The organism is Paraburkholderia dinghuensis, from assembly GCF_003837865.1.
In the GTDB taxonomy this organism is placed as follows: domain Bacteria; phylum Pseudomonadota; class Gammaproteobacteria; order Burkholderiales; family Burkholderiaceae; genus Paraburkholderia; species Paraburkholderia dinghuensis.
In genome coordinates this window covers 218,699-239,593 of the sequence record NZ_RQIS01000001.1, presented here as the reverse complement: position 1 = coordinate 239,593, position 20,895 = coordinate 218,699, and the positions used below count along the sequence as shown (strand labels likewise).

Sequence of the window (20,895 nt, the reverse complement as noted above, 5' to 3'; positions counted from 1 at the left end):
TCTCGGTCAAAGCATGGAGGCCCGGCCGGCAGGACAATGAAACGAATTCTGATTATCAAGGTGACCTCGCTCGGCGACATCGTGGAGGCGTTGCCGGTAGTAGCCGACATTAAGCGCGTTTTTCCGGGCGTGAAAGTCGACTGGGCGTCGGACGAGTTGTTCGCCGATATCGTGCGCTGGAACGCGGGCGTCGACCGCGTGCTATATGCGCCCTTGCGCAGCTTCAAGAAGTCGCGCCGCTGGAGCGATCTGAAGGCGATTGCAGCCTCCATCGGTGAACTGCGCGCCGAGCGCTACGACGCCATCATCGATATCCACGGTGTTTACAAGAGCGCCATCATCGCGTGGCTCGCGCGTTCGAAGCGGTGTTATGGCTATCTCGCGAAGGACCTCGGCGAGCGCGGCGCGGCGTTCGCATACAACGGCCGCTTCGGGCCGCGTCCGAAGTGCGATGCGTGGCTCGGCATGCGGATCAGCGCGGGTGAGGCGCTCGGCTACACCGTCGATACGCCGCCCGACTTCAACATGCGCATTCCGCGTGACGGCGATGCGCTGCCCGCGCCCGACAGCCCCACCGCGATGATCTTCCACGCGACGTCGAAGGAAGAAAAGAAGTGGCCCGTCGCGCACTGGGGCGAGGTTTGCCGCGAACTGCAAGCGCGCGGCTTGCGCATCGAACTGCCGTGGGGCTCGGATGCCGAGCGCGCAACGGCGCTCGAGATTGCCGACCTCGTGCCCGGCGCCGTCGTTCTGCCGCGCCTCTCCGTCAAGCAGGTGGCGCAACGTATCGAGGACGTGGCGCTCGTCGTCGGCACCGATACGGGCTTCGTCCACCTCGCCCACGCGCTGCTCAAGCCGACCGTCATGATCTTCGTCGCGACATCGGCGGAGCATCTCGGCGTGCGTGCGCCGGGCCGTTCGGTTTCCATCGGCGACGGTCATCACGTGCCGCCCGTGAAGGTCGCGATCGACGCGATCGATGCAGTCTATCCGCCGCGTAGCAGCGCTTCGGCCGACGGCTCCATTGCCTCGGCGGCCTGAGCACCTCGTAGTCTGACGTGGCCTCGGGCGGGTGCGCGAGGCCACAGTGCGCCGCGGCACGTCTTGCCGTGCTGCCTCGCGCGTAAATTTCCGTTTACTGATTTGTTAAAAGTGTCGCCGCGGATTGGTGAATCTGCCGCGCGGGGCACTGTGGCGGGACGCGCCGCTTCGCCTGTAACACGTTCCACACGGCCACTTACAAATTGCAACGCCTGGCGAGCGCACCGTCGTGTTCAATCGAAACTGTCCAGAGGCCATTAATGAACGGCCGGACTACAGACATTGACTCGACGGGAGAATGAAGTGAAACGACTGACGCTTACCCTCATTGCAGGTGCATTGCTCGCAGCGTCGCTGAGCGGGTGCATCGTATTGCCGCCGGGAGGCTACTACGGTGGTGGCTACCATCACGATCGTGGCTACTATTGATTGGTGGTTCGGGAGGGCGAAGGCGGTGTGAGCGCCGCGATGGGGATGCCGCTCAGGCGAGCAGCATTTCTATCGCGACGACGGCGGCGATTGCCGCGGCGTTCGCCGCAATCGCCTCGACTATCACGGCACGCCAACTCGCGGTGCGCAACCGGAAAGCCAGTACGAGCGAAATGCCCAATGCGAGCGCGATCATCAGGACAATGTCGGCGTTGCTCAGATGAATGTTCATCATCGGCTCCCAGGCGCGGGTAGAGCAGGGTTGGCTAACTGGAATGACTGACCTGTTGATCCGAGTATAGCCACGCACCGGGCAAGGTCAAAACGGACAAAATAGCGCGGACAAAAAAGCGGAGCCCGTCTGACGGGCTCCGCTTTTGCGCTTATGAGGGCGTTTTGTTTTACATCAGCGAGTTGTGTCGCGTTTCACGCATGGTCAGGACGCCGAACAGGCTCACAGCAGCCGCAATGGAAACGTAAGCGCCAACCCACGAGAGCCCGCCGCGCGCGGCGAGCACCTGGGCGATATACGGCGCCACCGAAGCACCGAGAATGCCGCCCAGGTTATACGCGACGCCGGCGCCGGCGTAGCGCACGCTGGTCGGGAAGAGTTCGGGCAACAGCGCCCCCATCGGCGCGAACGTGGCGCCCATCAGGAACAGCTGGATCACGAGGAACAGCAGCACGAGCGGCAGTGCGCCGCTGCCGAGCAGCGGTTCCATCGTGAAGCCCGAGAGGATCGCGGCGATACAGCCGACGATCAGCACCGGCTTGCGGCCGAAGCGGTCGCTCGCCCACGCGGAGAGCGGCGTCGCGAGGCCCATGAACACGACCGCGATGCAGAGCATGCCGAGGAAACTCGGACGCGGGATGTGCAGCGCCGTTACGCCATGCGAGAGCGAGAACACCGTCGCGTTGTAGAAGAGCGTGTAGCAGACGACCATCGCCAGCGCGCCTTGCAGCGTCGGCCACCAGTGCTGCGAGAGCAGCGTGGCGACCGGGACGCGCACGCGCTCTTCGCGTTCAACGGCGGCCTTGAACGCCGGGGTTTCGGCAATCTTCAGGCGCACGTAGAGGCCGATCGCGACAAGCACCGCCGAGACGATGAACGGAACGCGCCAGCCCCAGTCGCGGAACTGCTGATCCGAGAGCGTCGAGGCGAGTCCGAAGAAGAGGCCGTTCGAGGCTAGAAAGCCCACCGACGGGCCAAGTTGCGGAAACATGCCGAACCAGCCGCGCTTGCCTTGCGGCGCGTATTCGGTGGCGAGCAGCGCTGCGCCGCCCCATTCGCCGCCGAGACCGATGCCCTGTCCGAAACGCAGAATGCACAGCAGGACAGGTGCAACGCTGCCGATCGCGTCGTAGCCGGGCACGAAGCCGATCAACGTCGTGGAGAGGCCCATGACGAGCAACGAGGCGACGAGTGTCGACTTGCGGCCAATGCGGTCGCCGAAATGGCCGAACACGAACGAGCCGATCGGCCGCGCAATGAATGCGATGCCGAATGTGACGAACGCTGCCAGCGCCTGTGCCGTCGCCGAACCGCGCGGGAAAAACACCGGCCCGATCACGAGTGCGGCGGCCGTTGCGTACACATAAAAATCGTAGAACTCGATCGCCGTGCCGATAAAGCTCGCGAAAATGACTCGCGAGGTGCTTTGCTGTCGCGATGCGTCCGATTGGTCGGCGCGCACGGGCGAAATCGGTGAGGTGGACATCGTAGGGGTCTCCAGTCGTTGTGACGCGCGACGTCGCCATGGCGCGGCGCACGGTTCTTTCTATGACGCGTCTGGCCGGCGGCCTGGGACTGGACGTCCCGGCACACGTCGCCGGTCATTGGCCGATCGTTACCGGTGATCTGCAACGATTCGTCAGCATGTAGCACGCGAGCCGGGCTATGCGCTCGCGATCAGAACGGCTCACCGGCGCCAGGATGGACGCGTGCGCAGCCGATGCCCGTCGAGGCGAGGCGGGTGGCGCGCGTCGACGAACGAAGCCGGGCAGCGCCGGCCAGGGGGTATCGAAAAATTATAACGACCGTGCTGCGCATGCAGCAAGATGTCGCACGGGCGGGGCGACGCGGATTGTCTGGCACGTCAGCCGCGGCTCAGTCGAAATTCTGTGCCTGCGGAGATGCTAGCGTGCGCAACTGGAACTTGCCGTCGTCGTTGAAGAGCCAATCCTCGAACAGTTCAAGCTGCCCGAGCGAGTTGACGAGCCGCGCGGGCGGTGCAGGCAGCGGCGCGGCGCGGCGCAGCGTTGAGAGCGCGGTGGCTTCGGCATCGTTGTCGCCGTTGGAGCGATAGACGGACGATTTCACGACCCGGCCGTCGCGGTCGACCACAAACGACACGACGACGAGCGAGCGCAGCATTGGCTGCGGCGTCCCGTGCAGGACATAGGAAGGATTGCGTTCGAGGATGCGCCGCGCGACCGCTTCGCGATACTGGTCGAGCGTATAGCTGTTGATGGCCGCGGGGGGAACAGCGACGACCGGACGAGGCTGCGGCGTGATCGTGCAGGCGTTAGCGATTAGCAGGAGCAAAGCGGGCCCGAGGCGCCTCAGCGCAAGGGCGCTCGATGCGGCGGGGCCGCGGGGCGGACAGACGCTAGGCAGCATCGGCGACCAGGCTCGTAGGCGAGAACTGATTCGAGCTTAGTCGAAACGCTGAGGGATGCAATCCGCAGTGCCCCGCGCCGAGCGAAGAACCGGCGGCGCGGAAGACGCGAGGAAGCTGGCAGGCTTACTCGAGGGCGAATTGTGAGCAGGAATCGCCTGAAGCGGTCGCGCAGGCGTCGTACGTGAACTCGCCGCTCTTCAGGATCAGTTCCTTGCCTTGCTGAAAATCCAGGCGAAGGTCGGGCGAGCTTTCCCAGGCAATGTAGCTGCTACACGTGACGGCAGACAGAACTACGAGCGAAAACGCAAATTTTTCAAGAAGCTGGTAACGGTGCGGCATGGTGACGATTCCCCTGAACGGGGGAGATTCTATCGCAATATCAGGGTTTGTACCTACATCCTGGTTTTGGCGACTAGCCGCTTTGCCGGATTGATGCGTTCGCGCTCCTGACTGGTCCACCGTCAGCTCGTGCGTGGGTATGACGCCGGCTGCCGGGTGTCTGCCCGGCGTTCCACCGGTTATTGCCGGCCGACGCGAAAGGTTCGTGGCCGGAAATTGTCTTGCAGGTGCGCAGGCGTTGCCTCCATCGCTCGACGCTGTGCATCAGCGAACATTTCGCGCAGTTGTTGCCGCTCGGTGTCGGTCAGATGCGCAGCGGCGGCCGGTATCGTGAGCACCAGCTGAAGCGTCAGGTCGCCGCGCGAGCCGTGACGATCTGCAAGCCCAAGCCCGGGCAAACGGATTGCGGTTCCCGAATGCGCGTTCGGAGGGATCGTCAGTTCCTGCATGCGGCGCAGAATTTTGACTTCGACGCTACCGCCAAGCGTGGCAGTCACGAAGTCGACCTCGATCTCGGAGGTGAGATCGAGTCCGTTTCGACTGAAGCCCGAGCCGCAGACGATGGCGACCGAGAAAATCGCGTCGCCCGATGGGCCGCCGTTTACCCCGGGATGACCGCCGCCTTCGACCACAAGACGCTGGCCGTCCCACGCGCCCCGCGGAATCGGCACGATTTCAGACTTGCGCCAGGTTCTGATGCCCGTGCCGAGACACCGCGCGCACTGCAAGCCACCTTTGTCTCTCTCGCACGGATGACACGGTCCCTTCACCGGGTAGCTCGCTTCGACACCGCCGCCATCGATGGCGACTTCGAGCGGCACGAAGAGTTCGACCAGACAGTTCGAGCCACGCATCGGTGGCGATCTGCGCGTTTCGCGCGGGGAGGACGAATCGCCGCGATTCCTGTCCGGTCCGGGCGCCGGGCTTGCCGATGACGCGTCGCGCTTGCCGGTGAGGATCTCGAACGCTTCCTGAATGAGCTTGAACACCGGCTCGACTGCTGCTTCGCGCCCCTTGTTGCGGTCGGGGTGGTACTTCGCTCGCAGTCGCCGGTACGCGCGTTTGACTTCCGCCGATGATGCAGTCTCCGGCAGTTTCAGTCGCCTGTAGTATTCGTCGAAGCTCAAGCGTTTTCCTGGTTGTTATCTTTCGGGTCGGACAGCGGCGCTTCCCGTGTTCCGGCCTTGTCTGCGTGATGTCGGGGTTGCGGAATCCCGCGTGATGTCAATGCCGATTTCGAAGCGCCGCGATTTTCTCACGATACGCAGTATGGCATTTGCCGGCACATCCCCTTCGACGGAATAGCCTTGTTCTGGCACATCAATTTCCCGAATTAACTGCGGGAAAGCATGCGCATTGATTTTCGTTTCGGAGCAATGCGTGCGGTCCTGGCGTCACGTTACCTGTGCGATCTGGCAACGAATTCCGTGTCGATATTGGTTTGGCGGCGTGTTCGCGTCAACCGCAACAGACGCATTCACGCCGTCGCCAGGTCGACGAAGTCAACATCGTCCGAATAAGGTTGCATAGCCTCTAAAGTCTGGTTGCGACGTGCCGATAGTGACGATAAGCCGGGCTAGATATATTTTTTTGACTCCCGCCTTCGTTGGTTTGATATCAGGCGGCGTGTGAGGAGGGTTGTCGGCGTTGTAGCGGTTCCGATTCTGGCCGATGGCGCTGCATTGGCAAGCGAGCGCTTGTGTCGTGAATCAGAAGTGGCCGTACAGACAAGAATCGTTGATGAAAAAATAGAGGCGGCTAAGATTCGCAAAATGATTTGTTATTCTGACAAATCAAAGTTTGCAGCTGGATCGCTCGATTTCTACGTTTAGTGCAGCAATATTAACCAGAGATATCCGATTTCGATTCCGGGATTTTCAGGACGGGTCGCCCGGCAGGTCAGGCATGATTGAAATTGCGGATGAAGATGCTGTTGTGCGGCGTGCCACCGATCTTGCCCGACATTGTCGGTAGGGTGGCTCTTCATGGTGACTCGTCGCCCCTCGCTAAAGTCCGCCGGAAGCGCCAGTTAGAGCTGCTTCACAATATCTTGCATACCCGGATATCTCTTGAAATGAAAAATAGACCAATCTCACTGACCATCATCGCATGGTTGTCCATCGTCATGAGTCTGCTGTCAGTGCTCAACGCGTTGCACGCGCTAAACGATTCAGCATCCATGGAGATTCTGTCCAGCGGTATCACCCGGTTACCTGCGCGGGCGACAATCGCTATTGGGATTGTCGTCAACGCCGTTTATTTCGTGCTGGGAATTGCGATCCTCAAGCGGCGCGCGTGGGCACGGACCGCCTATGTGGTGCTTTTAGTGCTCGGAATCGTCGCTTCGCTGATTAACTGGCAACCGGGGATGTACGTCATGGTTGTGCCTGGCATCCTGCTCGCCGCGTTGATCGGCTACGTGCTGTATCGTCGACCCGCGACTGAATATTTTCACGGTCCGAGTGCATGAGCACGGTACGCAACGTAGTCGCGATCGTGCTGTTCGTGCTTGCGGGCTTATGCCTGACCACTGCACAGATGGCGGCTTTCATTGATTTTGGCCATCCGGCAATGTTGTACGCAGTGATAGGTGCGGTGTTCGTGTTTTCAGTCGTACTGCTTGTCGCGGGTGCGTTTGTTGGCACGTTCCGTCCGCGAGCCCGGCGCGTGGGCGTTGTATTGATCACTGTGACCGCAGTTGCTGCATTCGCGGTGCTCACCTGGGTATCGATCCTGCTTTCGCCGGCGATGGTTCATATCTTCCTGACTCAGGCGGCCTTAGACTTATCCCTGTCAATGTTTCAGGCAGGGCCGGGTTTGGTTGCGATAGCAGTGACGGCGTTCGCGGGAATGTGGCTCGTGCGGCGGCGCTAATGCGCAAACGGTGTCGTGAATCGCATGGGGCCGGATCTGGCGAGCTTCCTCTCGTCGCTCAAAAGCCAGCCCCATTCATTGACACTCCATAGCCGCCTACGCGTCGGACATCGAGGAAGCCGTCTCCAGCGCGCAGCGTCCCCGCATCCTGAATGCCGACCCAGTGTCATCACCAGGTGCGGGGCATTCCTCGGCGACTACCGTAGACCGATGACCCTGCGCTTGCCCGGATACTGCACGGTGTAGCTCGCGCCGACACTGACTTCTTCACCGCCATCAAGCGTGCGCTTCCATGCGACTATGCCCTGGTGGCCCTGCCACGCCGCTTCGTCCGGTTTGGGCGTGAAGGTGGACGTGACCTTGATGTCGGCGGAGTCGCTCACTGGCGCCGATTCGACAATCTCCACGTTGATCGGTTTGCGATGCCCGTTCTTGACCGTGTATCGTGCGCTGAGCGTTTTCGACGCGTCGCCGTTTGACGTTTTAACGGTGCCAGTCGTATCAGGGCCATCGGCCTTGCTTGCGAACACCTGTTCGTCGGGGCCGAATGGCAGCGCAAGTTGGTCGTCAAGGATGACTTCCGACCAGCTCGTTTGACCCACCTGCGCGCCGTCGCGGCGCAACTGAACATCGCCGTCCGGCCAGTCGCCGTCCGGCCGGTTCGCCATTGCGACGAGCCACGCACGCGTCGACTGCGCGGGTATCACGCGGGCGATCACCTTCGCGGGCAACGATTCGTGGGACAGCGTGAAGCCTACCTTCTGTGCATCGGACGGAACGTCGATGTTGCCGGGGATTTCGAATTTCGTGAGGAACGTGCCTTCGATTCGAGTCGGTGCGAATAGCGGCGTATCCGTGTCCGCGCGGCGTGGCACTGGCACCATTTGAGCGGCCATGGCCGGCGGTGGCGGCGCCGGAGCGTAGCCGTTCGGGCGCGGCTCTTCAAGCGCGAGGCGCCATGTGTCAGGCTGAAGGATGCGTGTGTTTCGAACGGGCGTGGACGTCGAGAGTTGCAGCTTGACTCCCTGCCAGTCTTCTCCGGTCGCTTGCGCGACCAGTGCGCGGCGTTCCAGTGTGACCTGTCCGCTCGACGAGTCGAGATCGGCCTGATAAGCCGGAATCCATCCTGCGCGCTGCGTGTCATAGGCGATAGTCAGCCGTCCGCCCCGCGGTGCGTCGAGCGCGATGCGGATCGTGCGCTTGGGAACGGGATCGCCAGCGTCGCCGCGAAGCGCGTCGAGCCGCATCTGTGTCTCTTCCTGTTGCTGCCTGATCTCGTCGCGCTGCGCGAACACGGCATAACCGCTTTCCTCGAGTGCACGAGACACAGAGAGCATCGACGACTTGCCGCTCGTGCCAGCGTTCTGTTCGCTCACGCTCTTGAGATAGGCAGCCGAGAGTTCGACTGCCTGTGTGCGCGCTTTCAACTCTGCCAGCTGTGCCTGCAATGTCCGGATGCGCTTGTCGGTGGCCGTCGTCGGACAAAGGCCATTCAACTGCCCGTCGGTGTCGGCCACGTCCTCGATGCGATAGTCACCAAGCTGAACATCTGGCGGCGCGACGAGGCGCAGACTCTGCGGGTCGAACGAAGCAGGCAGGCAGGTCACTTCGAGGCGCGAACTTCCGGGTGACAGCTGGACCTCGCGCTCGACCGTTGCGCCGCCGGGATAGAGCGTGATACCCGATATCGCCGAAAGGGCCGCATTGGCGCTTGAGCCCGCGAAAACGCCTGCAAGCATCACCGCAATGGCGATAGGGGAGCGTCGAAGTATTGCGGATTTTTTGGATAACATTGGCGCGTTCCGTCGGGAAGATCATGTAGACGCCCTACAAGGCGCGAGCGAAGGTCGCACTTTAGCAGTGCGATTGAATGACACTGCGCCGTGTGGGATCTTCTCGTTCGTTATCGTTGACTAGCGTCACCGACCGCGTGATCTCAATTTCGTCGGAAATGTGCCGTGGTTAATTGCTACTTGCCGGCGTCGCGCCGCAACTGCGCAAATCGACGTGGTTCCCATTCACGTATGCCAATGAGCAGACCCGTTCCCCGCCGATGTGTCAGCGAGGCGTTGGCAGACTCGTCGTTTGACGCCAACACGGATCGCCAGTGGCGCATCGTGGTCGATACGCGCGGCGGAGGTCTCGGCAGCGGCACGCCGGCAGTCGAGGTGGGATGGCATCCCGCTCAACTGACCTTCGTGGCGTGTGGCAACGCGGTTATGCCCTCAGCGGCGACCGAGCGCGATGTGCTGGTCGTCGGCGCAACGGCGACGATCATGACCGCTCGCGTTGGTGCGATGCAGACGGACCAGTCGAATGTGGCGCCCGTCGTCGAACGCGTGTCGGCGGATTCGGATGCCTTGCGGCGGTACGTATTGTGGGGGGCGCTGGTGATTGCCGTCGAGGCATTGAATGCGATGGAGGTCCGGCTGGCGCGCGGTGAGATTGTGCGGGGAGGAGAGGATGAGCGGTAACAGGATGGGGGTTTCATGCGCGTCAGGATCTGCGCTAACGTACTGCGGCTGGTCTGCCTGAAAACGGCCGGAACCGCGAGCCGAAACTTCGAGCGTATGCACGCAGTCATGCAATGGGCTTGGGTGCACGAGACCATGTCGTCCATCGTTGCCCCCCGCCTCGCACGGCCAACATAAACTGAATCTAGAGGGCAGCAACGGCCTTGGGCGGTATCGACTGTTCGCTCGATGACGGGCTATTACTGGGCGGGAAAAACAAAAACCCCGCAAGCCATTGAGCTTGCAGGGTTTGGTCGACGTTATCTGGCGGAGGCGGTGAGATTCGAACTCACGGAAGGGTTACCCCTTCGCCGGTTTTCAAGACCGGTGCATTCAACCACTCTGCCACACCTCCGGAGCCGCGCATTGTAACCCAAAAGGGCTCATCGCCGGCATAGTCGCTTGACTCACTCCGTGTCTTTGAGAAACAGCCCCTGCAGATCGTTCAGGAAACGCTGGCCGAGTTCAGTCGGCGCGATGTTCTCGAAGTCGCGCGTGATGAGCCCGCGCCTCTCGGCCTCCTGAAGTGCCGGTTCGATCGACGTCATGGACAGCCCCGTGCGTTCAATGAAGCTATGCACCGGAAAACCTTCGACGAGCCGCAGCGTGTTCAGCATGAACTCGAACGGCAGGTCGCGCGGACCGACCTCGCGCTCTTCCTGCACCGGCGAGCCCGCGCGCGCCTGTTCGATGAACGTCGCCGGATGCTTGTAACGCGCCTGACGCACGATTCGGTTCGGGAACGACAGCTTCGTGTGCGCGCCCGCGCCAATGCCGAGGTAGTCACCGAAACGCCAGTAGTTGAGGTTGTGGCGGCTCTGCCGATCCGGCTTCGCGTAGGCGGAAACCTCGTAGTGTTGATAACCCGCTTCGGCCGTGCGCGCGTGGATCCAGTCCTGCATGTCGGCGGACTGGTCGTCGTCGGGTAGCGGTGGCGGGAACTTCGCAAACAGCGTGTTCGGCTCGAGCGTCAAGTGATAGAGCGACAGATGCGGCGGCGCGAACGACAGAGCGGTCTCGATGTCGGCGCGGCATTCGGCGAGCGTCTGCTGCGGCAGCGCGAACATCAGGTCGAGATTGAAGTTGTCGAAGTGCTTGGCCGCCACTTCGACGGCATCGCGTGCTTGCGCCGCATCGTGAATCCGTCCGAGCGCCTTGAGGTGTCCCTCGTTAAAGCTCTGGATGCCCACCGACAGCCGGTTCACGCCGCTCGCGCGAAACTGCGCGAACTTCGCTGCTTCGAATGTGCCTGGGTTGGCCTCGAGCGTGATTTCGGCGTCGGCGTCGAGCGGCAGTAGTGCACGCACGTCCGAGAGCAGCCGGTCGAGTCCGGCTGCGGACAGCAGGCTCGGCGTCCCTCCGCCGATGAAGACCGTATGCACCTGGCGGCCCCAGACGAGCGGCAGTGCCTGTTCGAGGTCGGCACGCAGTGCATCGAGGTAGTCGTTTTCGGGAAAGCGCTCGCCTTTCCACTCATGCGAGTTGAAGTCGCAGTACGGGCACTTGCGCACGCACCACGGGAAATGCACGTAGAGGGCGAGCGGAGGCAGCGAGGTCAGGCGGATGCTGCCCGGCATCGAGAACGCCTGGATCACGCGATTACCGGTTTGATGCGCGTCGCTCACGCGTCCTCCTTGAGCCGCGCGAGCAGGTGCGCAAGCGCGATCGCTCGATGGCTCGATGCGTTCTTCACCGCCGGATCGAGTTCGGCGGCGCTCGCCTTCAGGTCCGGAAGGTAGAAGTAGGGGTCATAGCCGAAACCGTTCGCGCCGCGTGGCGCGTCGAGCACGACGCCTTGCCAGCGTCCCTCGGCGATGAGCGGCTCGGGATCGTCGGGGTGGCGCACGAGCGCGAGGACGCAGTAGTAGTACGCGCGGCGGTCCGTATGTTCTTTAAGCATGTCGATGAGCCGCGCGTTGTTCGCCGCGTCGCTCTTTTCGCCGCCCGCGAGCTGCGCGTAGCGCGCCGAATAGACGCCCGGCGCGCCGCGCAGCGCACGCACGCACAGGCCGGAGTCGTCGGCGAGCGCCGGCAGGCCGGTCAGCTTCGCCGCGTGGCGCGCCTTCGCGAGCGCATTTTCGACGAAGGTCGGATGCGGCTCGTCCGCCTCGGGCACGTTGAACTGGCCCTGCGGCAGGAGTTCGATGCCGGCCGTTGCGAAGAGCGCCGCGAACTCGCGCAGCTTGCCCGCATTGTTCGAAGCGAGCACGACGCGCGCGAGCGCGTCGCGAGCCATGTCGGCCGTGTCAGACATGCGTGATCTCCAGCGCAGCCTTCTGCTTTTCGACGAGCGCGCGAATGCCGTTCTGCGCGAGGTCGAGCAGCGCGTCCATTTCGGCGCGCGAGAACGGTGTGCCTTCCGCGGTGCCCTGGACTTCGACCATGCCGCCCGAGCCCGTCATCACAACGTTCATGTCGGTGTCGCACTGCGAGTCTTCGGCGTAGTCGAGATCGAGCACCGGCACGCCTTCGTACACACCGACTGAGATCGCCGCGACGTAGTCGGTGATCGGCGAGCGTTCGATGCGGCCCATCGCCAGCAGCTTCGACACGGCGTCGTGCGCCGCGACGAAAGCGCCCGTGATGCTGGCGGTGCGCGTGCCGCCGTCGGCCTGGATCACGTCGCAGTCGATGTTGATCGTGCGCGCGCCGAGCGTTTCGAGGTCGAACACCGCACGCAGTGCGCGGCCGATCAGGCGCTGGATTTCCTGGGTGCGCCCGGTCTGCTTGCCACGCGCGGCTTCGCGGTCGCTGCGCGTGTGCGTGGCGCGCGGCAGCATGCCGTACTCGGCCGTGAGCCAACCCTGGCCCTTATCACGCAGGAACGGCGGCACGCTTTCGGAGACGCTCGCGGTGCACAGCACCTTCGTATCGCCGAACTCGACGAGCACCGAACCTTCGGCGTACTTCGTATAGTGGCGGGTGATGCGGACGTCGCGAAGCTGGTCGGCCGGGCGGCTGCTCGGGCGCTGGAGGGATTGGGTCATCGTTCAGACGTGCGCGCAGGCACGGTTGGCAGGGGAAACGCTAATTTTACCGCTTGCAGCGAGGTGTGCGATGGGCGGCGTGGGCGCGTCAGCGCAGACGGCCGTGCGAGAAAGGTAAAGAGGGCGGCAATGCGGCGGCGTCCTGGGCGTCCGCGCCCCCAAAAATGGGATAATGTGGTCTCTCCGCCCCGCGTCATCTCCTATACGCCGGGCGCCTCGATCCCTCTGCCGTGTTCCGCGCGCTTCTCCGCGCGAAGCCACGGCCTTATCGCGAGACGAACCATGATTTACAGCATGACTGGCTACGCAAGCGCCACACGCGAGCTTGTAGCGGCATCAGGCACGGGCGGTGTGAGCGTGTCCGTCGAATTGCGTACCGTCAATTCGCGGTTTCTCGATCTGAATTTCCGCATGCCCGAAGACGTGCGCGTCTGCGAGCCCACGTTGCGCGAGATGCTGATGACGAAGCTTTCGCGCGGCAAGGTCGATATTCGCATCAATGTGCAGCGCAGCGAGCAGGGCGCGAATGCGGGCGCACTGAACCGCGATGCGCTCGATCAACTCGCCACGCTCGAACGTGCAGTGCTCGAAGCGTTCCCGCAATCGGGCCATCTGCGTACGGGTGAGATCCTGCGCTGGCCCGGTGTGCTGGCTGAAAGCGAAATCGCGCCCGAAGTGTTGCGCGACGCGGTACTCGGTTGCGGCAAGCAGGCCATTGCCGATCTCATCGACGTACGCGGGCGCGAAGGCGCGCAGCTCGCGGGCGTGCTGCTCGCGAACGCGGCCGAAATGGAAGCGATCGTCGCGAAGATCACGCCGCTCGTGCCCGAGCTGATCGTGAAGCATCAGCAAAAGATCGTCGAACGACTGCAGGAGGCGCTCGGCATCGTCGCGCCTGAAGCGAACGGCAATCCCACGATCGGTGGCGTCTCGCGCGAGGAGATCAACGAGCGCATTCGCCAGGAAGTGACGATGTACGGCATCCGCATCGACATCGCCGAAGAACTTTCGCGTCTCACTGCGCATCTGAACGAAACGCGTCACGTGATCGAGAAGGGCGGCAGGGTCGGCAAGCGGCTCGACTTCATGATGCAGGAACTCAACCGCGAGGCGAACACGCTCGGCTCGAAGGCGGCGGCAAAGGAACTCGCCGATGCGTCGATGACGCTCAAGCTCCTCATCGAACAGATGCGCGAGCAAGTCCAGAATCTCGAGTGAACGAAGGAATGAACATGACCGTTACCGGACATCCCGGCGAAGCGAAACCGCGCAATCCGTACGCGGGCGTCTATCCGGGCAACCTCTTCATGGTGGTGGCCCCGTCGGGCGCAGGCAAGTCGACGCTCGTGAACGCGCTGCTTGCCTCGGACAGCGCGATCCGCCTGTCGATTTCGTACACGACGCGCGCGCCGCGCTCGAAGGAGCGCGACGGCGAGCACTACCATTTCACAAGCGTCGACGACTTCCTCAAGCGGCACGCCGAAGGCGAGTTCCTCGAAAGCGCCGAAGTGCACGGCAACTACTACGCGACGTCGCGTGTGTGGATCGAAGATCAGATGAAGATCGGCCATGACGTGCTGCTCGAAATCGACTGGCAGGGCGCGCAGCAGGTGAAGCAGCGCTTCCACAACGCGGTGGAGATTTTCATCCTGCCGCCGTCGCTCGATGCGCTCGCGGATCGTCTGAGAAAGCGCGGCGAAGACGAGCCGAACGTCATCACGCGGCGGCTCCTTGCGGCAGGTAGCGAGATGGCGCATGCGAGCGATGCGGAGTACGTCGTGATCAACGAAAACTTCGACACGGCGCTGCAGGATTTGCGTAACGTAGTGACGGCTACGCGTCTGCGTTTCGCGTCGCAATACGCGCGTCATACTGAACTCTTCGTGGAGCTCGGCATACACCACCCTCAGCCCGGGTCGTCGAGCACATAAGGTAGAATGAGAATCTGCTGAGAAAGAGAAGGAAACCGACATGGCCCGCATCACCGTCGAAGACTGTTTGAAACAGATTCCGAACCGCTTCGAACTGGCGCTCGCCGCGACGTATCGCGCGCGCCAGCTCGCACAAGGTCACACGCCGAAGATCGAGAGCCGCGACAAGCCGACCGTCGTCGCGCTGCGCGAGATCGCGGCTGGCCAGGTGGGCCTGGAAATGCTGAAAAAGGTGCCCGTTTAACGGCACCTCGACCGCATTCCTGGTCAGCCGTAAGTTGTACCTGTACCGCGCGCAGCCGCTCTAACGTCAACGCCAACCTGATACGGAGGGGAACATGAGCACCACGCCCTCGCCGGCCACGGAAGTGGACCAGGAAGCCGAGACCGCGAGCCCTGCGCGCAATTACATCGACGCGGTTCTCGAACAGTCGTTTCGCCATCTGTTCGGACCGACCGCGACGCCGGAGCAGCCCCGCAAGCACGGGGTCGTCTCCATCGCCAATCTGACCGCGGCACTCTCCGGTTACCTCACACCCGAGGAAATCAAGGAGGTCAAGTCCGCGTTCCACTTCAGCGATGAGGCCCACCTCGGGCAGTATCGTCAGAGCGGCGAACCATACATCACCCATCCGGTCGCCGTCGCGGAAATCTGCGCCGGCTGGAAGCTCGACGCCCAGTCGATCATGGCCGCGCTGCTGCACGACGTGATCGAGGATCAGGGCGTGACCAAGGCCGAGATCGCCGAGCGCTTCGGTGCGAAGGTCGCGGAACTGGTCGACGGGTTGTCGAAACTCGACAAGATGGAGTTCCGCAACCGCGAAGAGGCGCAGGCGGAGAACTTTCGCAAGATGCTGCTCGCGATGGCGCGCGACGTGCGCGTCATCCTCGTGAAGCTCGCGGACCGGCTGCACAACATGCGCACACTGGGCGCAGTGCCGCCGGAGAAGCGCCGTCGCGTCGCGCGCGAAACGCTCGATATCTACGCGCCGATCGCGCACCGGCTCGGCCTGAACAATACCTATCGCGAGCTGCAGGACCTGAGCTTCGCGAACTTCAACCCGAAACGCTACGCCACGCTTGAGAAAGCGGTGAAGGCAGCGCGCGGCAATCGCCGCGAGGTCGTTGGGAAGATCCTGGAAGCCGTGCAGCGCGCCATTGCTGACGCGAAGATCGACGCCGAAGTCACCGGTCGCGAGAAGACCATCTTCAGCATCTACAAGAAGATGCGCGACAAGCAGTTGTCGTTTTCGCAGGTGCTCGACGTCTATGGTTTTCGCGTCGTGGTCGAGTCGGCGCTTGAGTGCTACACCTGCATCGGTGCGCTACACGCGCTCTACAAACCGGTGCCGGGCAAGTTCAAGGACTATATCGCCATTCCGAAGGTGAACGGCTACCAGTCCCTGCACACCACGCTGGTCGGCCCGTTCGGCGCGCCGATCGAGTTCCAGGTGCGCACGCGCAAGATGCATGAGATCGCCGAAGCGGGTGTGGCCGCGCACTGGCTCTACAAGAATGGCGGCGCCGATCTGAACGATGTCCAGAAGCGCGCGCACCAGTGGCTCAAGTCGCTGCTCGACATCCAGAGCGAGGCGGGCGATTCGAGCGAGTTCCTCGAACACGTCAAGATCGACCTGTTCCCGGATGCGGTCTACGTCTTCACGCCGAAGTCGAAGATCATGGCGCTGCCGCGCGGCGCCACGGCGCTCGACTTCGCGTATTCGATCCACAGCGACCTCGGCAACCAGTGCGTCGCCGTGAAGATCAACAACGAACTGCTGCCGCTGCGTACCGAGCTGAAGAGCGGCGATATCGTCGAGGTGATTACGGCGCCGTATTCGAAGCCGAATCCGGCGTGGCTCGGCTTCGTGCGCACCGGCAAGGCGCGCTCGGCCATCCGTCACTACCTCAAGACGATGCGCCTCACGGAATCGGTGCAGCTCGGCGAGCGGCTCGTCGATCAGGCGCTCAAGAGCTACGGCTACCAGCTTTCGGAAGTCACGCCGGAAGTGTGGGACAAGCTCGTCCAGTGGACGGGCAACAAGGACCGCCAGGAAATCTTCGCGGATATCGGCCTTGGCCGGCGCGTCGCGGCGGTCATGGCCAAGCGCATCGAGGTGCTGATCAGCGGCCAGGATGCCGACGACGACGAGCACCACCACCATCCGTCGCGCGACCCGAACGCGCCGCACGCCCCACCCGTCGTCATCACGGGCACCGAGGGCATGTCGGTGCAGTTGTCGGCGTGCTGCCGGCCGATTCCGGGTGACAGCATCATGGGTTACATCGGTATCGGGCTCGGTATGGCGATCCATACGACCGACTGTCGCGTCGCACAGCGCATTCACCGCCGCGATCCGGGTCGCTGGATCGACGTGGCCTGGGCGCCGCAACCAGGGCGACTTTTCGACGTCGCGGTGAAGGTGCTCGTGAAGAACACGAAGGGCGTGTTCGCCCGCGTGGCCGCCGATATCACCTCCGCGGATGCGAACATCGTGCACATCGCCATGGACGACGACCTGGCGCAGGAATCGAACCTCTTGCGCTTCGTGATCCAGGTGAGCGACCGCGTGCACCTTGCGAACGTGATGAGGCGCGTGCGCACGAATCCGGACGTGATGCGTATTGCCCGTGAACGTTCGAGCGACGAAGGGCACCATCGTCACGACGGCGGCATGCGGATCGAACGCGAGCGCGCCGACTACTAAACGTGCCCACGCGGTCTGCCGAGGCAGGGCGGCGGACGTGTCACGGCCTTCGCGCCTCAACCGCTCGCTCACTACCGGCTCCCGGGACACAGTTCCAGTGGACTCGCCGCGCGGCAGGATCGGCTTGCTTGTCTGTCCTATTGCCGTCAGTCGTTCGATTCCCGATTCAAGGCGAGGGAGTGGCGATGAACGTAGCTGATCTGACCGGCGTCATGCTCGATTACTGGGTCGCGCGCAGCCTCCATGATTTTGTCCGCGAGATTTATTTCACCGATAGCGGTACGACGGTCGCGGTGCGCGGCAACGACCGCGGACGGCCGTGGGACGGTCGCTTTACGCCGTCGACATCGTGGGAGGCGGCCGGCGTCGTGCTCGAGCGAGCGCAGCGTTTCGAGTTGCGCGAGCGCCGCGACGGGGAGGAGGCGTTCTGCGTCGCCGAGTTTCAGGGCGGCCATCAATTGGTACAGGCGCACGGCGATACGGTGCGCATCGCGCTGCTGCGCGCGTTCGTGACGAGCCGCTTCGGCGATACGGTGACTGAGATGCTGCGCCAGCCGCAGGCGCTCACCGGCCCGCACGCGCAGCGAGTGGGGGAGCCGAGTGCTGTCGATGACGTGGAGGACCCGCCGCACCCGGATGCGCAGATCGGCGATATCGGGACGGCGCCGCGCTAGATGGCTGGCGAGACGCCGCGCGGCAATTGGGACGCGGAAGGGGCTCAAATGGGCCACAAACTGGCCACAAAAGACAAAGGGCCTTCCTGAATCATCAGGAAGGCCCTTCGAAAGATGGCGCGGCTGGCAGGATTCGAACCCACGACCCCTTGGTTCGTAGCCAAGTACTCTATCCAACTGAGCTACAGCCGCACGCTAAAACGGTACTACCGAATGCTGTAAAACAAAAGGACCTTCCATCGTTTGACTGAGGAAGGCCCTCGGAATAAGTGGCGCGGCTGGCAGGATTCGAACCCACGACCCCTTGGTTCGTAGCCAAGTACTCTATCCAACTGAGCTACAGCCGCACGCAGAAGTGAGATTATAGCAGAGCTTCAAGAAAAGAAAAGGCTTCTATCGCGATTTGTCTTGCTGTCCGCTTCGTGTAACCTGAGTGTGTAACCCGAGCGCATGTTGTACGCATAGCAGTGATCCATCATGAACAAGGCATTTGTTAAAGAGTCGACCGGCGACGACGATGACGATCTCGAAGGTGGTCTGCCCGAGATTCCACCGGGCGCGAAGAATTACATCACGCCTGCGGGCTACCACCGCATGCGCAGCGAATTGCTGCATCTGATCGACGAGGATCGCCCGGAGGTGGTCAAACTCGTATCGTGGGCCGCCTCGAACGGTGACCGCTCCGAGAACGGCGATTACATCTACGGCAAGCGGCGCCTGCGTGAGATCGACCGGCGTATCCGTTTTCTGACCAGGCGGCTCGATCTGGCCGAGGTGGTGGACAGCAGTCGTCAGGAGCACACCGATCAGGTGTTCTTCGGTGCGACTGTCGAATATGGCACCGGGGATGGCGAGTCGCATACGGTAACGATCGTCGGAATCGACGAGATCGATCTCGATCACGGACACGTGAGCTGGATCTCGCCCATTGCGCGGGCGCTGCTCAAGGCGAAAGTCGGGGATCAGGTGACGCTGCACACGCCTGCGGGTCCGGCGCCCATCGATGTGCTCGACGTTCAGTATCCGGCGCCCGGCGGTTGAGCTGCTGCAGGCGAGCCAGGATTTCCCGCACTCAAATAAAAAAAGGCGCCGCAAGCGGCGCCTTTTTTAGCTGCAGTACTGCCAGCAGGGTACTTCTTAGAAGCGGTGACGCATGCCGACCGTCACAGCGACCTGATCTTGCGTATGCGAAGCTGCGCCCGCACCCAGACCGTTCAGCATCGGGCCGATGCTTTCGCCAGACGCGTTCTTGTTCGACGACACGTGCTGCCAGTTGCCTTGCAGGTAGACGTCGGTGCGCTTCGAGAGCAGGTAGTCCGACTGCAGCGAAACCGTATTGAAGTTCGGGTTCACGCCGCTGCCGAGGTTTGCACGGGTGTACGTGTACGCGCCAGCCAGGGTCAGTGCCGGGGTCAGAGCGTAACGGATGTTGCCTTCGACGTTCTGGAAGCGTGCGCTGTTTGCGCCGAAGCCGATGCCAGCCGTGGTGCCCGACTGGACAGGCGAGATGTTGCCACCGTTTGTGCCGCTGAGGTTGGTCTGCGTGTACAGGAGGCCAGCGGTTGCCGGGCCGAACGTATAGTTCACGCCGCCGCCGAACGTGCGCTGACGGCCTGCGTTGAAGGTGTATTCGCCAGTTTGAGTACCCGGGTTCGACGCCGAGGCGCCCTGGAAGGCTGCGCCCGTGTCGTTGTTCAGTTGCAGGTAGCCGGCCGCGAACTTCAGGGGACCGTAGTCATACGACGCACCGAAGCTATACGCGCGGTTGTTTGCAAACTCGGTGCTGTTCGAGAACGCGTACATTGCGCCGAACTTGAAGCCCGCATAGTTGACGCTCGAATACTTGACCGCGTTGTTGAAGCGGATCGAGTTGTTCAGGTTGTCGTTGTCGAACGGGTGTGCAGCGATCGTGCCGCCGTATTGCGTGCCGGTGTTCGAGAGCGGTGCCAGGTAGTCGACGACGCTGTCGTACTGACGGCCGAGGGTCACGGCGCCGTACTGGTCGCTCGCGAGGCCCACGAAAGCTTGACGGCCGAACATGCGGCTCGACTGGCCGAGCGTACCGTTAGCGATGTTGAAGCCGTTTTCCAACGTGAAGATTGCCTTCAGACCGCCGCCGAGATCTTCAGCGCCGCGCAGACCCCAACGGCTACCGTTGACCACGCCGCTGCGCAGTTGCTCTGCGCTGTGGCCACCCTGGTTATTCGTGTACGTAAAGCCTGCGTCGATCAGACCGTACAGCGTAACGCTGCTTTGGGCGTGCGCGGCCGTTGCAAAAACGCCCGACAGGGCAGCGACCAAGAGAGTCTTTTTCATCTTTGTAAACTCCGAGAACAGTATGGGTTTTGGAAAACCCAGGCTTGTGGAAACCGCTCACGCGAAAGGCAGCGAGAGGCGAAATCGCGTGGTACGGATTATTCGGACGAAGTCGGTTTCCGGACAGGCAGAGTGTAGAGATGGCCTTTGGAAAGGAGGCGTTCCAATTGCCGCAATAAAGTATTGCGGTATCTGAAATTGTTTTTCAGATCGTGTTAAGCCTTACTCGTAAAGGCTTTGAGCGGTATTTGCCGGGAGCGGGGAGGGGGTGTCAACCGACTGACGTTGTGCAATCGCCACACCCCAAATGACTGCAAATCGAACAAGATAAATCGGTTCTGACGCGATTATTGCGCTTCAGGAAAGAGATGATTGTCTTTCGTATGGTTAATTCGCCATGCCTGACGCAGCTATACTGCACTCACTGCTTTCCGAAGCAGCCTTTTTCGTTGACGAAAAAGA

Annotated in this window: 21 protein-coding genes and 3 tRNA genes; 11 read left to right on the top strand and 13 right to left on the bottom strand. The window is 62.3% G+C overall.

The window, feature by feature from the left end; translation table 11 throughout:
• Window positions 1–36: 36 nt before the first annotated feature.
• The gene (waaC, locus tag D1Y85_RS01140) at window positions 37–1,041 is read left to right on the top strand and encodes a lipopolysaccharide heptosyltransferase I (RefSeq protein ID WP_124149185.1); all 1,005 of its coding nucleotides are present in this window, start codon (window positions 37–39) and stop codon (window positions 1,039–1,041) included.
• 303 nt (window positions 1,042–1,344) lie between these two features.
• Window positions 1,345–1,470: a hypothetical protein gene (locus tag D1Y85_RS27870; protein WP_267954833.1), complete on the top strand. Its 126-nt coding sequence runs from the start codon at window positions 1,345–1,347 to the stop codon at window positions 1,468–1,470.
• Window positions 1,471–1,522: 52 nt separating this feature from the next.
• Here the strand turns inward: D1Y85_RS27870 and D1Y85_RS01135 are convergent, their stop codons facing one another.
• The 5 genes from D1Y85_RS01135 to D1Y85_RS01115 form a co-directional block, all read right to left on the bottom strand.
• On the bottom strand, window positions 1,523–1,702 hold the full coding sequence (locus D1Y85_RS01135) for a hypothetical protein (RefSeq protein WP_124149184.1): 180 nt from the start codon (window positions 1,700–1,702) through the stop codon (window positions 1,523–1,525).
• Window positions 1,703–1,871: 169 nt separating this feature from the next.
• Entirely contained in the window at window positions 1,872–3,188 is a 1,317-nt protein-coding gene (locus D1Y85_RS01130) for an MFS transporter (RefSeq protein WP_124149183.1), read from the bottom strand.
• Between the two features lie 389 nt (window positions 3,189–3,577).
• Window positions 3,578–4,090 (bottom strand): energy transducer TonB family protein, encoded by a 513-nt coding sequence (locus D1Y85_RS01125; RefSeq protein WP_124149182.1) that lies wholly within the window; start codon window positions 4,088–4,090, stop codon window positions 3,578–3,580.
• A 124-nt stretch (window positions 4,091–4,214) separates the two neighbouring features.
• A complete protein-coding gene (locus tag D1Y85_RS27390) occupies window positions 4,215–4,550 on the bottom strand; it encodes a hypothetical protein (protein WP_246024728.1) in 336 nt (111 codons plus the stop codon).
• A gap of 59 nt (window positions 4,551–4,609) precedes the next feature.
• The gene (locus D1Y85_RS01115; protein WP_124149181.1) at window positions 4,610–5,557 is read right to left on the bottom strand and encodes a DnaJ C-terminal domain-containing protein; all 948 of its coding nucleotides are present in this window, start codon (window positions 5,555–5,557) and stop codon (window positions 4,610–4,612) included.
• Between the two features lie 794 nt (window positions 5,558–6,351).
• Between D1Y85_RS01115 and D1Y85_RS01110 the strand changes: the two genes are divergently transcribed.
• Window positions 6,352–6,900 carry a hypothetical protein gene (locus D1Y85_RS01110; RefSeq protein ID WP_124149180.1) on the top strand — a complete coding sequence of 183 codons (549 nt, stop codon included), beginning with the start codon at window positions 6,352–6,354 and terminating at the stop codon, window positions 6,898–6,900.
• A complete protein-coding gene (locus D1Y85_RS01105) occupies window positions 6,897–7,304 on the top strand; it encodes a hypothetical protein (RefSeq protein WP_124149179.1) in 408 nt (135 codons plus the stop codon). The genes D1Y85_RS01110 and D1Y85_RS01105 overlap by 4 nt, the downstream gene beginning before the upstream one ends.
• Before the next feature lie 197 nt (window positions 7,305–7,501).
• Here D1Y85_RS01105 and D1Y85_RS01100 read toward each other — a convergent pair whose 3' ends face one another.
• Window positions 7,502–9,097 carry a DUF4139 domain-containing protein gene (locus tag D1Y85_RS01100; protein ID WP_124149178.1) on the bottom strand — a complete coding sequence of 532 codons (1,596 nt, stop codon included), beginning with the start codon at window positions 9,095–9,097 and terminating at the stop codon, window positions 7,502–7,504.
• 237 nt (window positions 9,098–9,334) lie between these two features.
• Between D1Y85_RS01100 and D1Y85_RS01095 the strand changes: the two genes are divergently transcribed.
• A complete protein-coding gene (locus D1Y85_RS01095; RefSeq protein WP_342773440.1) occupies window positions 9,335–9,778 on the top strand; it encodes a DUF3999 family protein in 444 nt (147 codons plus the stop codon).
• A 304-nt stretch (window positions 9,779–10,082) separates the two neighbouring features.
• On the opposite strand, the gene D1Y85_RS01090 is transcribed toward D1Y85_RS01095, so the two are convergent.
• The 4 genes from D1Y85_RS01090 to rph form a co-directional block, all read right to left on the bottom strand.
• Window positions 10,083–10,172 (bottom strand) — tRNA-Ser (locus tag D1Y85_RS01090).
• 52 nt (window positions 10,173–10,224) lie between these two features.
• Window positions 10,225–11,442 (bottom strand): radical SAM family heme chaperone HemW, encoded by a 1,218-nt coding sequence (gene hemW / locus D1Y85_RS01085; RefSeq protein ID WP_124149176.1) that lies wholly within the window; start codon window positions 11,440–11,442, stop codon window positions 10,225–10,227.
• On the bottom strand, window positions 11,439–12,071 hold the full coding sequence (rdgB, locus tag D1Y85_RS01080; RefSeq protein WP_124149175.1) for an RdgB/HAM1 family non-canonical purine NTP pyrophosphatase: 633 nt from the start codon (window positions 12,069–12,071) through the stop codon (window positions 11,439–11,441). Before rdgB ends, hemW begins: the two co-directional genes overlap by 4 nt.
• Window positions 12,064–12,804, bottom strand: coding sequence for a ribonuclease PH (gene rph, locus D1Y85_RS01075; RefSeq protein ID WP_124149174.1), 741 nt, complete (start codon window positions 12,802–12,804; stop codon window positions 12,064–12,066). The genes rdgB and rph overlap by 8 nt, the downstream gene beginning before the upstream one ends.
• 282 nt (window positions 12,805–13,086) lie before the next feature.
• On the opposite strand from rph, the gene D1Y85_RS01070 reads away from it, so the two are divergent.
• The 5 genes from D1Y85_RS01070 (at window position 13,087) to D1Y85_RS01050 (ending at window position 18,117) form a co-directional block, all read left to right on the top strand.
• Window positions 13,087–14,022: a YicC/YloC family endoribonuclease gene (locus D1Y85_RS01070; RefSeq protein ID WP_124149173.1), complete on the top strand. Its 936-nt coding sequence runs from the start codon at window positions 13,087–13,089 to the stop codon at window positions 14,020–14,022.
• A 14-nt stretch (window positions 14,023–14,036) separates the two neighbouring features.
• On the top strand, window positions 14,037–14,735 hold the full coding sequence (gene gmk, locus D1Y85_RS01065; RefSeq protein ID WP_124149172.1) for a guanylate kinase: 699 nt from the start codon (window positions 14,037–14,039) through the stop codon (window positions 14,733–14,735).
• 40 nt (window positions 14,736–14,775) lie between these two features.
• Window positions 14,776–14,979: a DNA-directed RNA polymerase subunit omega gene (gene rpoZ / locus D1Y85_RS01060; protein WP_006400783.1), complete on the top strand. Its 204-nt coding sequence runs from the start codon at window positions 14,776–14,778 to the stop codon at window positions 14,977–14,979.
• 94 nt (window positions 14,980–15,073) lie between these two features.
• Window positions 15,074–17,443 (top strand): RelA/SpoT family protein, encoded by a 2,370-nt coding sequence (locus D1Y85_RS01055; RefSeq protein ID WP_124149171.1) that lies wholly within the window; start codon window positions 15,074–15,076, stop codon window positions 17,441–17,443.
• A 185-nt stretch (window positions 17,444–17,628) separates the two neighbouring features.
• A complete protein-coding gene (locus D1Y85_RS01050) occupies window positions 17,629–18,117 on the top strand; it encodes a phage protein NinX family protein (RefSeq protein ID WP_124149170.1) in 489 nt (162 codons plus the stop codon).
• A gap of 115 nt (window positions 18,118–18,232) precedes the next feature.
• On the opposite strand, the gene D1Y85_RS01045 is transcribed toward D1Y85_RS01050, so the two are convergent.
• Together D1Y85_RS01045 and D1Y85_RS01040 are read right to left on the bottom strand one after the other, a co-directional pair.
• Window positions 18,233–18,309, bottom strand: a tRNA-Arg gene (locus D1Y85_RS01045).
• Between the two features lie 78 nt (window positions 18,310–18,387).
• A tRNA-Arg gene (locus tag D1Y85_RS01040) sits at window positions 18,388–18,464 on the bottom strand.
• A 130-nt stretch (window positions 18,465–18,594) separates the two neighbouring features.
• Between D1Y85_RS01040 and greB the strand changes: the two genes are divergently transcribed.
• Window positions 18,595–19,158, top strand: coding sequence for a transcription elongation factor GreB (gene greB / locus D1Y85_RS01035; RefSeq protein WP_124149169.1), 564 nt, complete (start codon window positions 18,595–18,597; stop codon window positions 19,156–19,158).
• 96 nt (window positions 19,159–19,254) lie between these two features.
• Here greB and D1Y85_RS01030 read toward each other — a convergent pair whose 3' ends face one another.
• On the bottom strand, window positions 19,255–20,433 hold the full coding sequence (locus D1Y85_RS01030) for a porin (RefSeq protein ID WP_124149168.1): 1,179 nt from the start codon (window positions 20,431–20,433) through the stop codon (window positions 19,255–19,257).
• Window positions 20,434–20,895 lie beyond the last annotated feature (462 nt).

What these genes read in the sequence shown, in the direction of transcription:
- rpoZ (WP_006400783.1), top strand. Translation starts at nt 14,776, where the DNA reads ATGGCCCGCATCACCGTCGAAGACTGTTTGAAACAGATTCCGAACCGC.
- D1Y85_RS01050 (WP_124149170.1), top strand. Translation starts at nt 17,629, where the DNA reads ATGAACGTAGCTGATCTGACCGGCGTCATGCTCGATTACTGGGTCGCG.
- D1Y85_RS01055 (WP_124149171.1), top strand. Translation starts at nt 15,074, where the DNA reads ATGAGCACCACGCCCTCGCCGGCCACGGAAGTGGACCAGGAAGCCGAG.
- D1Y85_RS01100 (WP_124149178.1), bottom strand. Translation starts at nt 9,097, where the DNA reads ATGTTATCCAAAAAATCCGCAATACTTCGACGCTCCCCTATCGCCATT.
- D1Y85_RS01130 (WP_124149183.1), bottom strand. Translation starts at nt 3,188, where the DNA reads ATGTCCACCTCACCGATTTCGCCCGTGCGCGCCGACCAATCGGACGCA.
- greB (WP_124149169.1), top strand. Translation starts at nt 18,595, where the DNA reads ATGAACAAGGCATTTGTTAAAGAGTCGACCGGCGACGACGATGACGAT.
- D1Y85_RS01030 (WP_124149168.1), bottom strand. Translation starts at nt 20,433, where the DNA reads ATGAAAAAGACTCTCTTGGTCGCTGCCCTGTCGGGCGTTTTTGCAACG.
- D1Y85_RS01095 (WP_342773440.1), top strand. Translation starts at nt 9,335, where the DNA reads ATGAGCAGACCCGTTCCCCGCCGATGTGTCAGCGAGGCGTTGGCAGAC.
- waaC (WP_124149185.1), top strand. Translation starts at nt 37, where the DNA reads ATGAAACGAATTCTGATTATCAAGGTGACCTCGCTCGGCGACATCGTG.
- rph (WP_124149174.1), bottom strand. Translation starts at nt 12,804, where the DNA reads ATGACCCAATCCCTCCAGCGCCCGAGCAGCCGCCCGGCCGACCAGCTT.
- D1Y85_RS01105 (WP_124149179.1), top strand. Translation starts at nt 6,897, where the DNA reads ATGAGCACGGTACGCAACGTAGTCGCGATCGTGCTGTTCGTGCTTGCG.
- D1Y85_RS01070 (WP_124149173.1), top strand. Translation starts at nt 13,087, where the DNA reads ATGATTTACAGCATGACTGGCTACGCAAGCGCCACACGCGAGCTTGTA.
- D1Y85_RS01110 (WP_124149180.1), top strand. Translation starts at nt 6,352, where the DNA reads ATGAAGATGCTGTTGTGCGGCGTGCCACCGATCTTGCCCGACATTGTC.
- D1Y85_RS01135 (WP_124149184.1), bottom strand. Translation starts at nt 1,702, where the DNA reads ATGAACATTCATCTGAGCAACGCCGACATTGTCCTGATGATCGCGCTC.
- gmk (WP_124149172.1), top strand. Translation starts at nt 14,037, where the DNA reads ATGACCGTTACCGGACATCCCGGCGAAGCGAAACCGCGCAATCCGTAC.
- rdgB (WP_124149175.1), bottom strand. Translation starts at nt 12,071, where the DNA reads ATGTCTGACACGGCCGACATGGCTCGCGACGCGCTCGCGCGCGTCGTG.
- D1Y85_RS01125 (WP_124149182.1), bottom strand. Translation starts at nt 4,090, where the DNA reads ATGCTGCCTAGCGTCTGTCCGCCCCGCGGCCCCGCCGCATCGAGCGCC.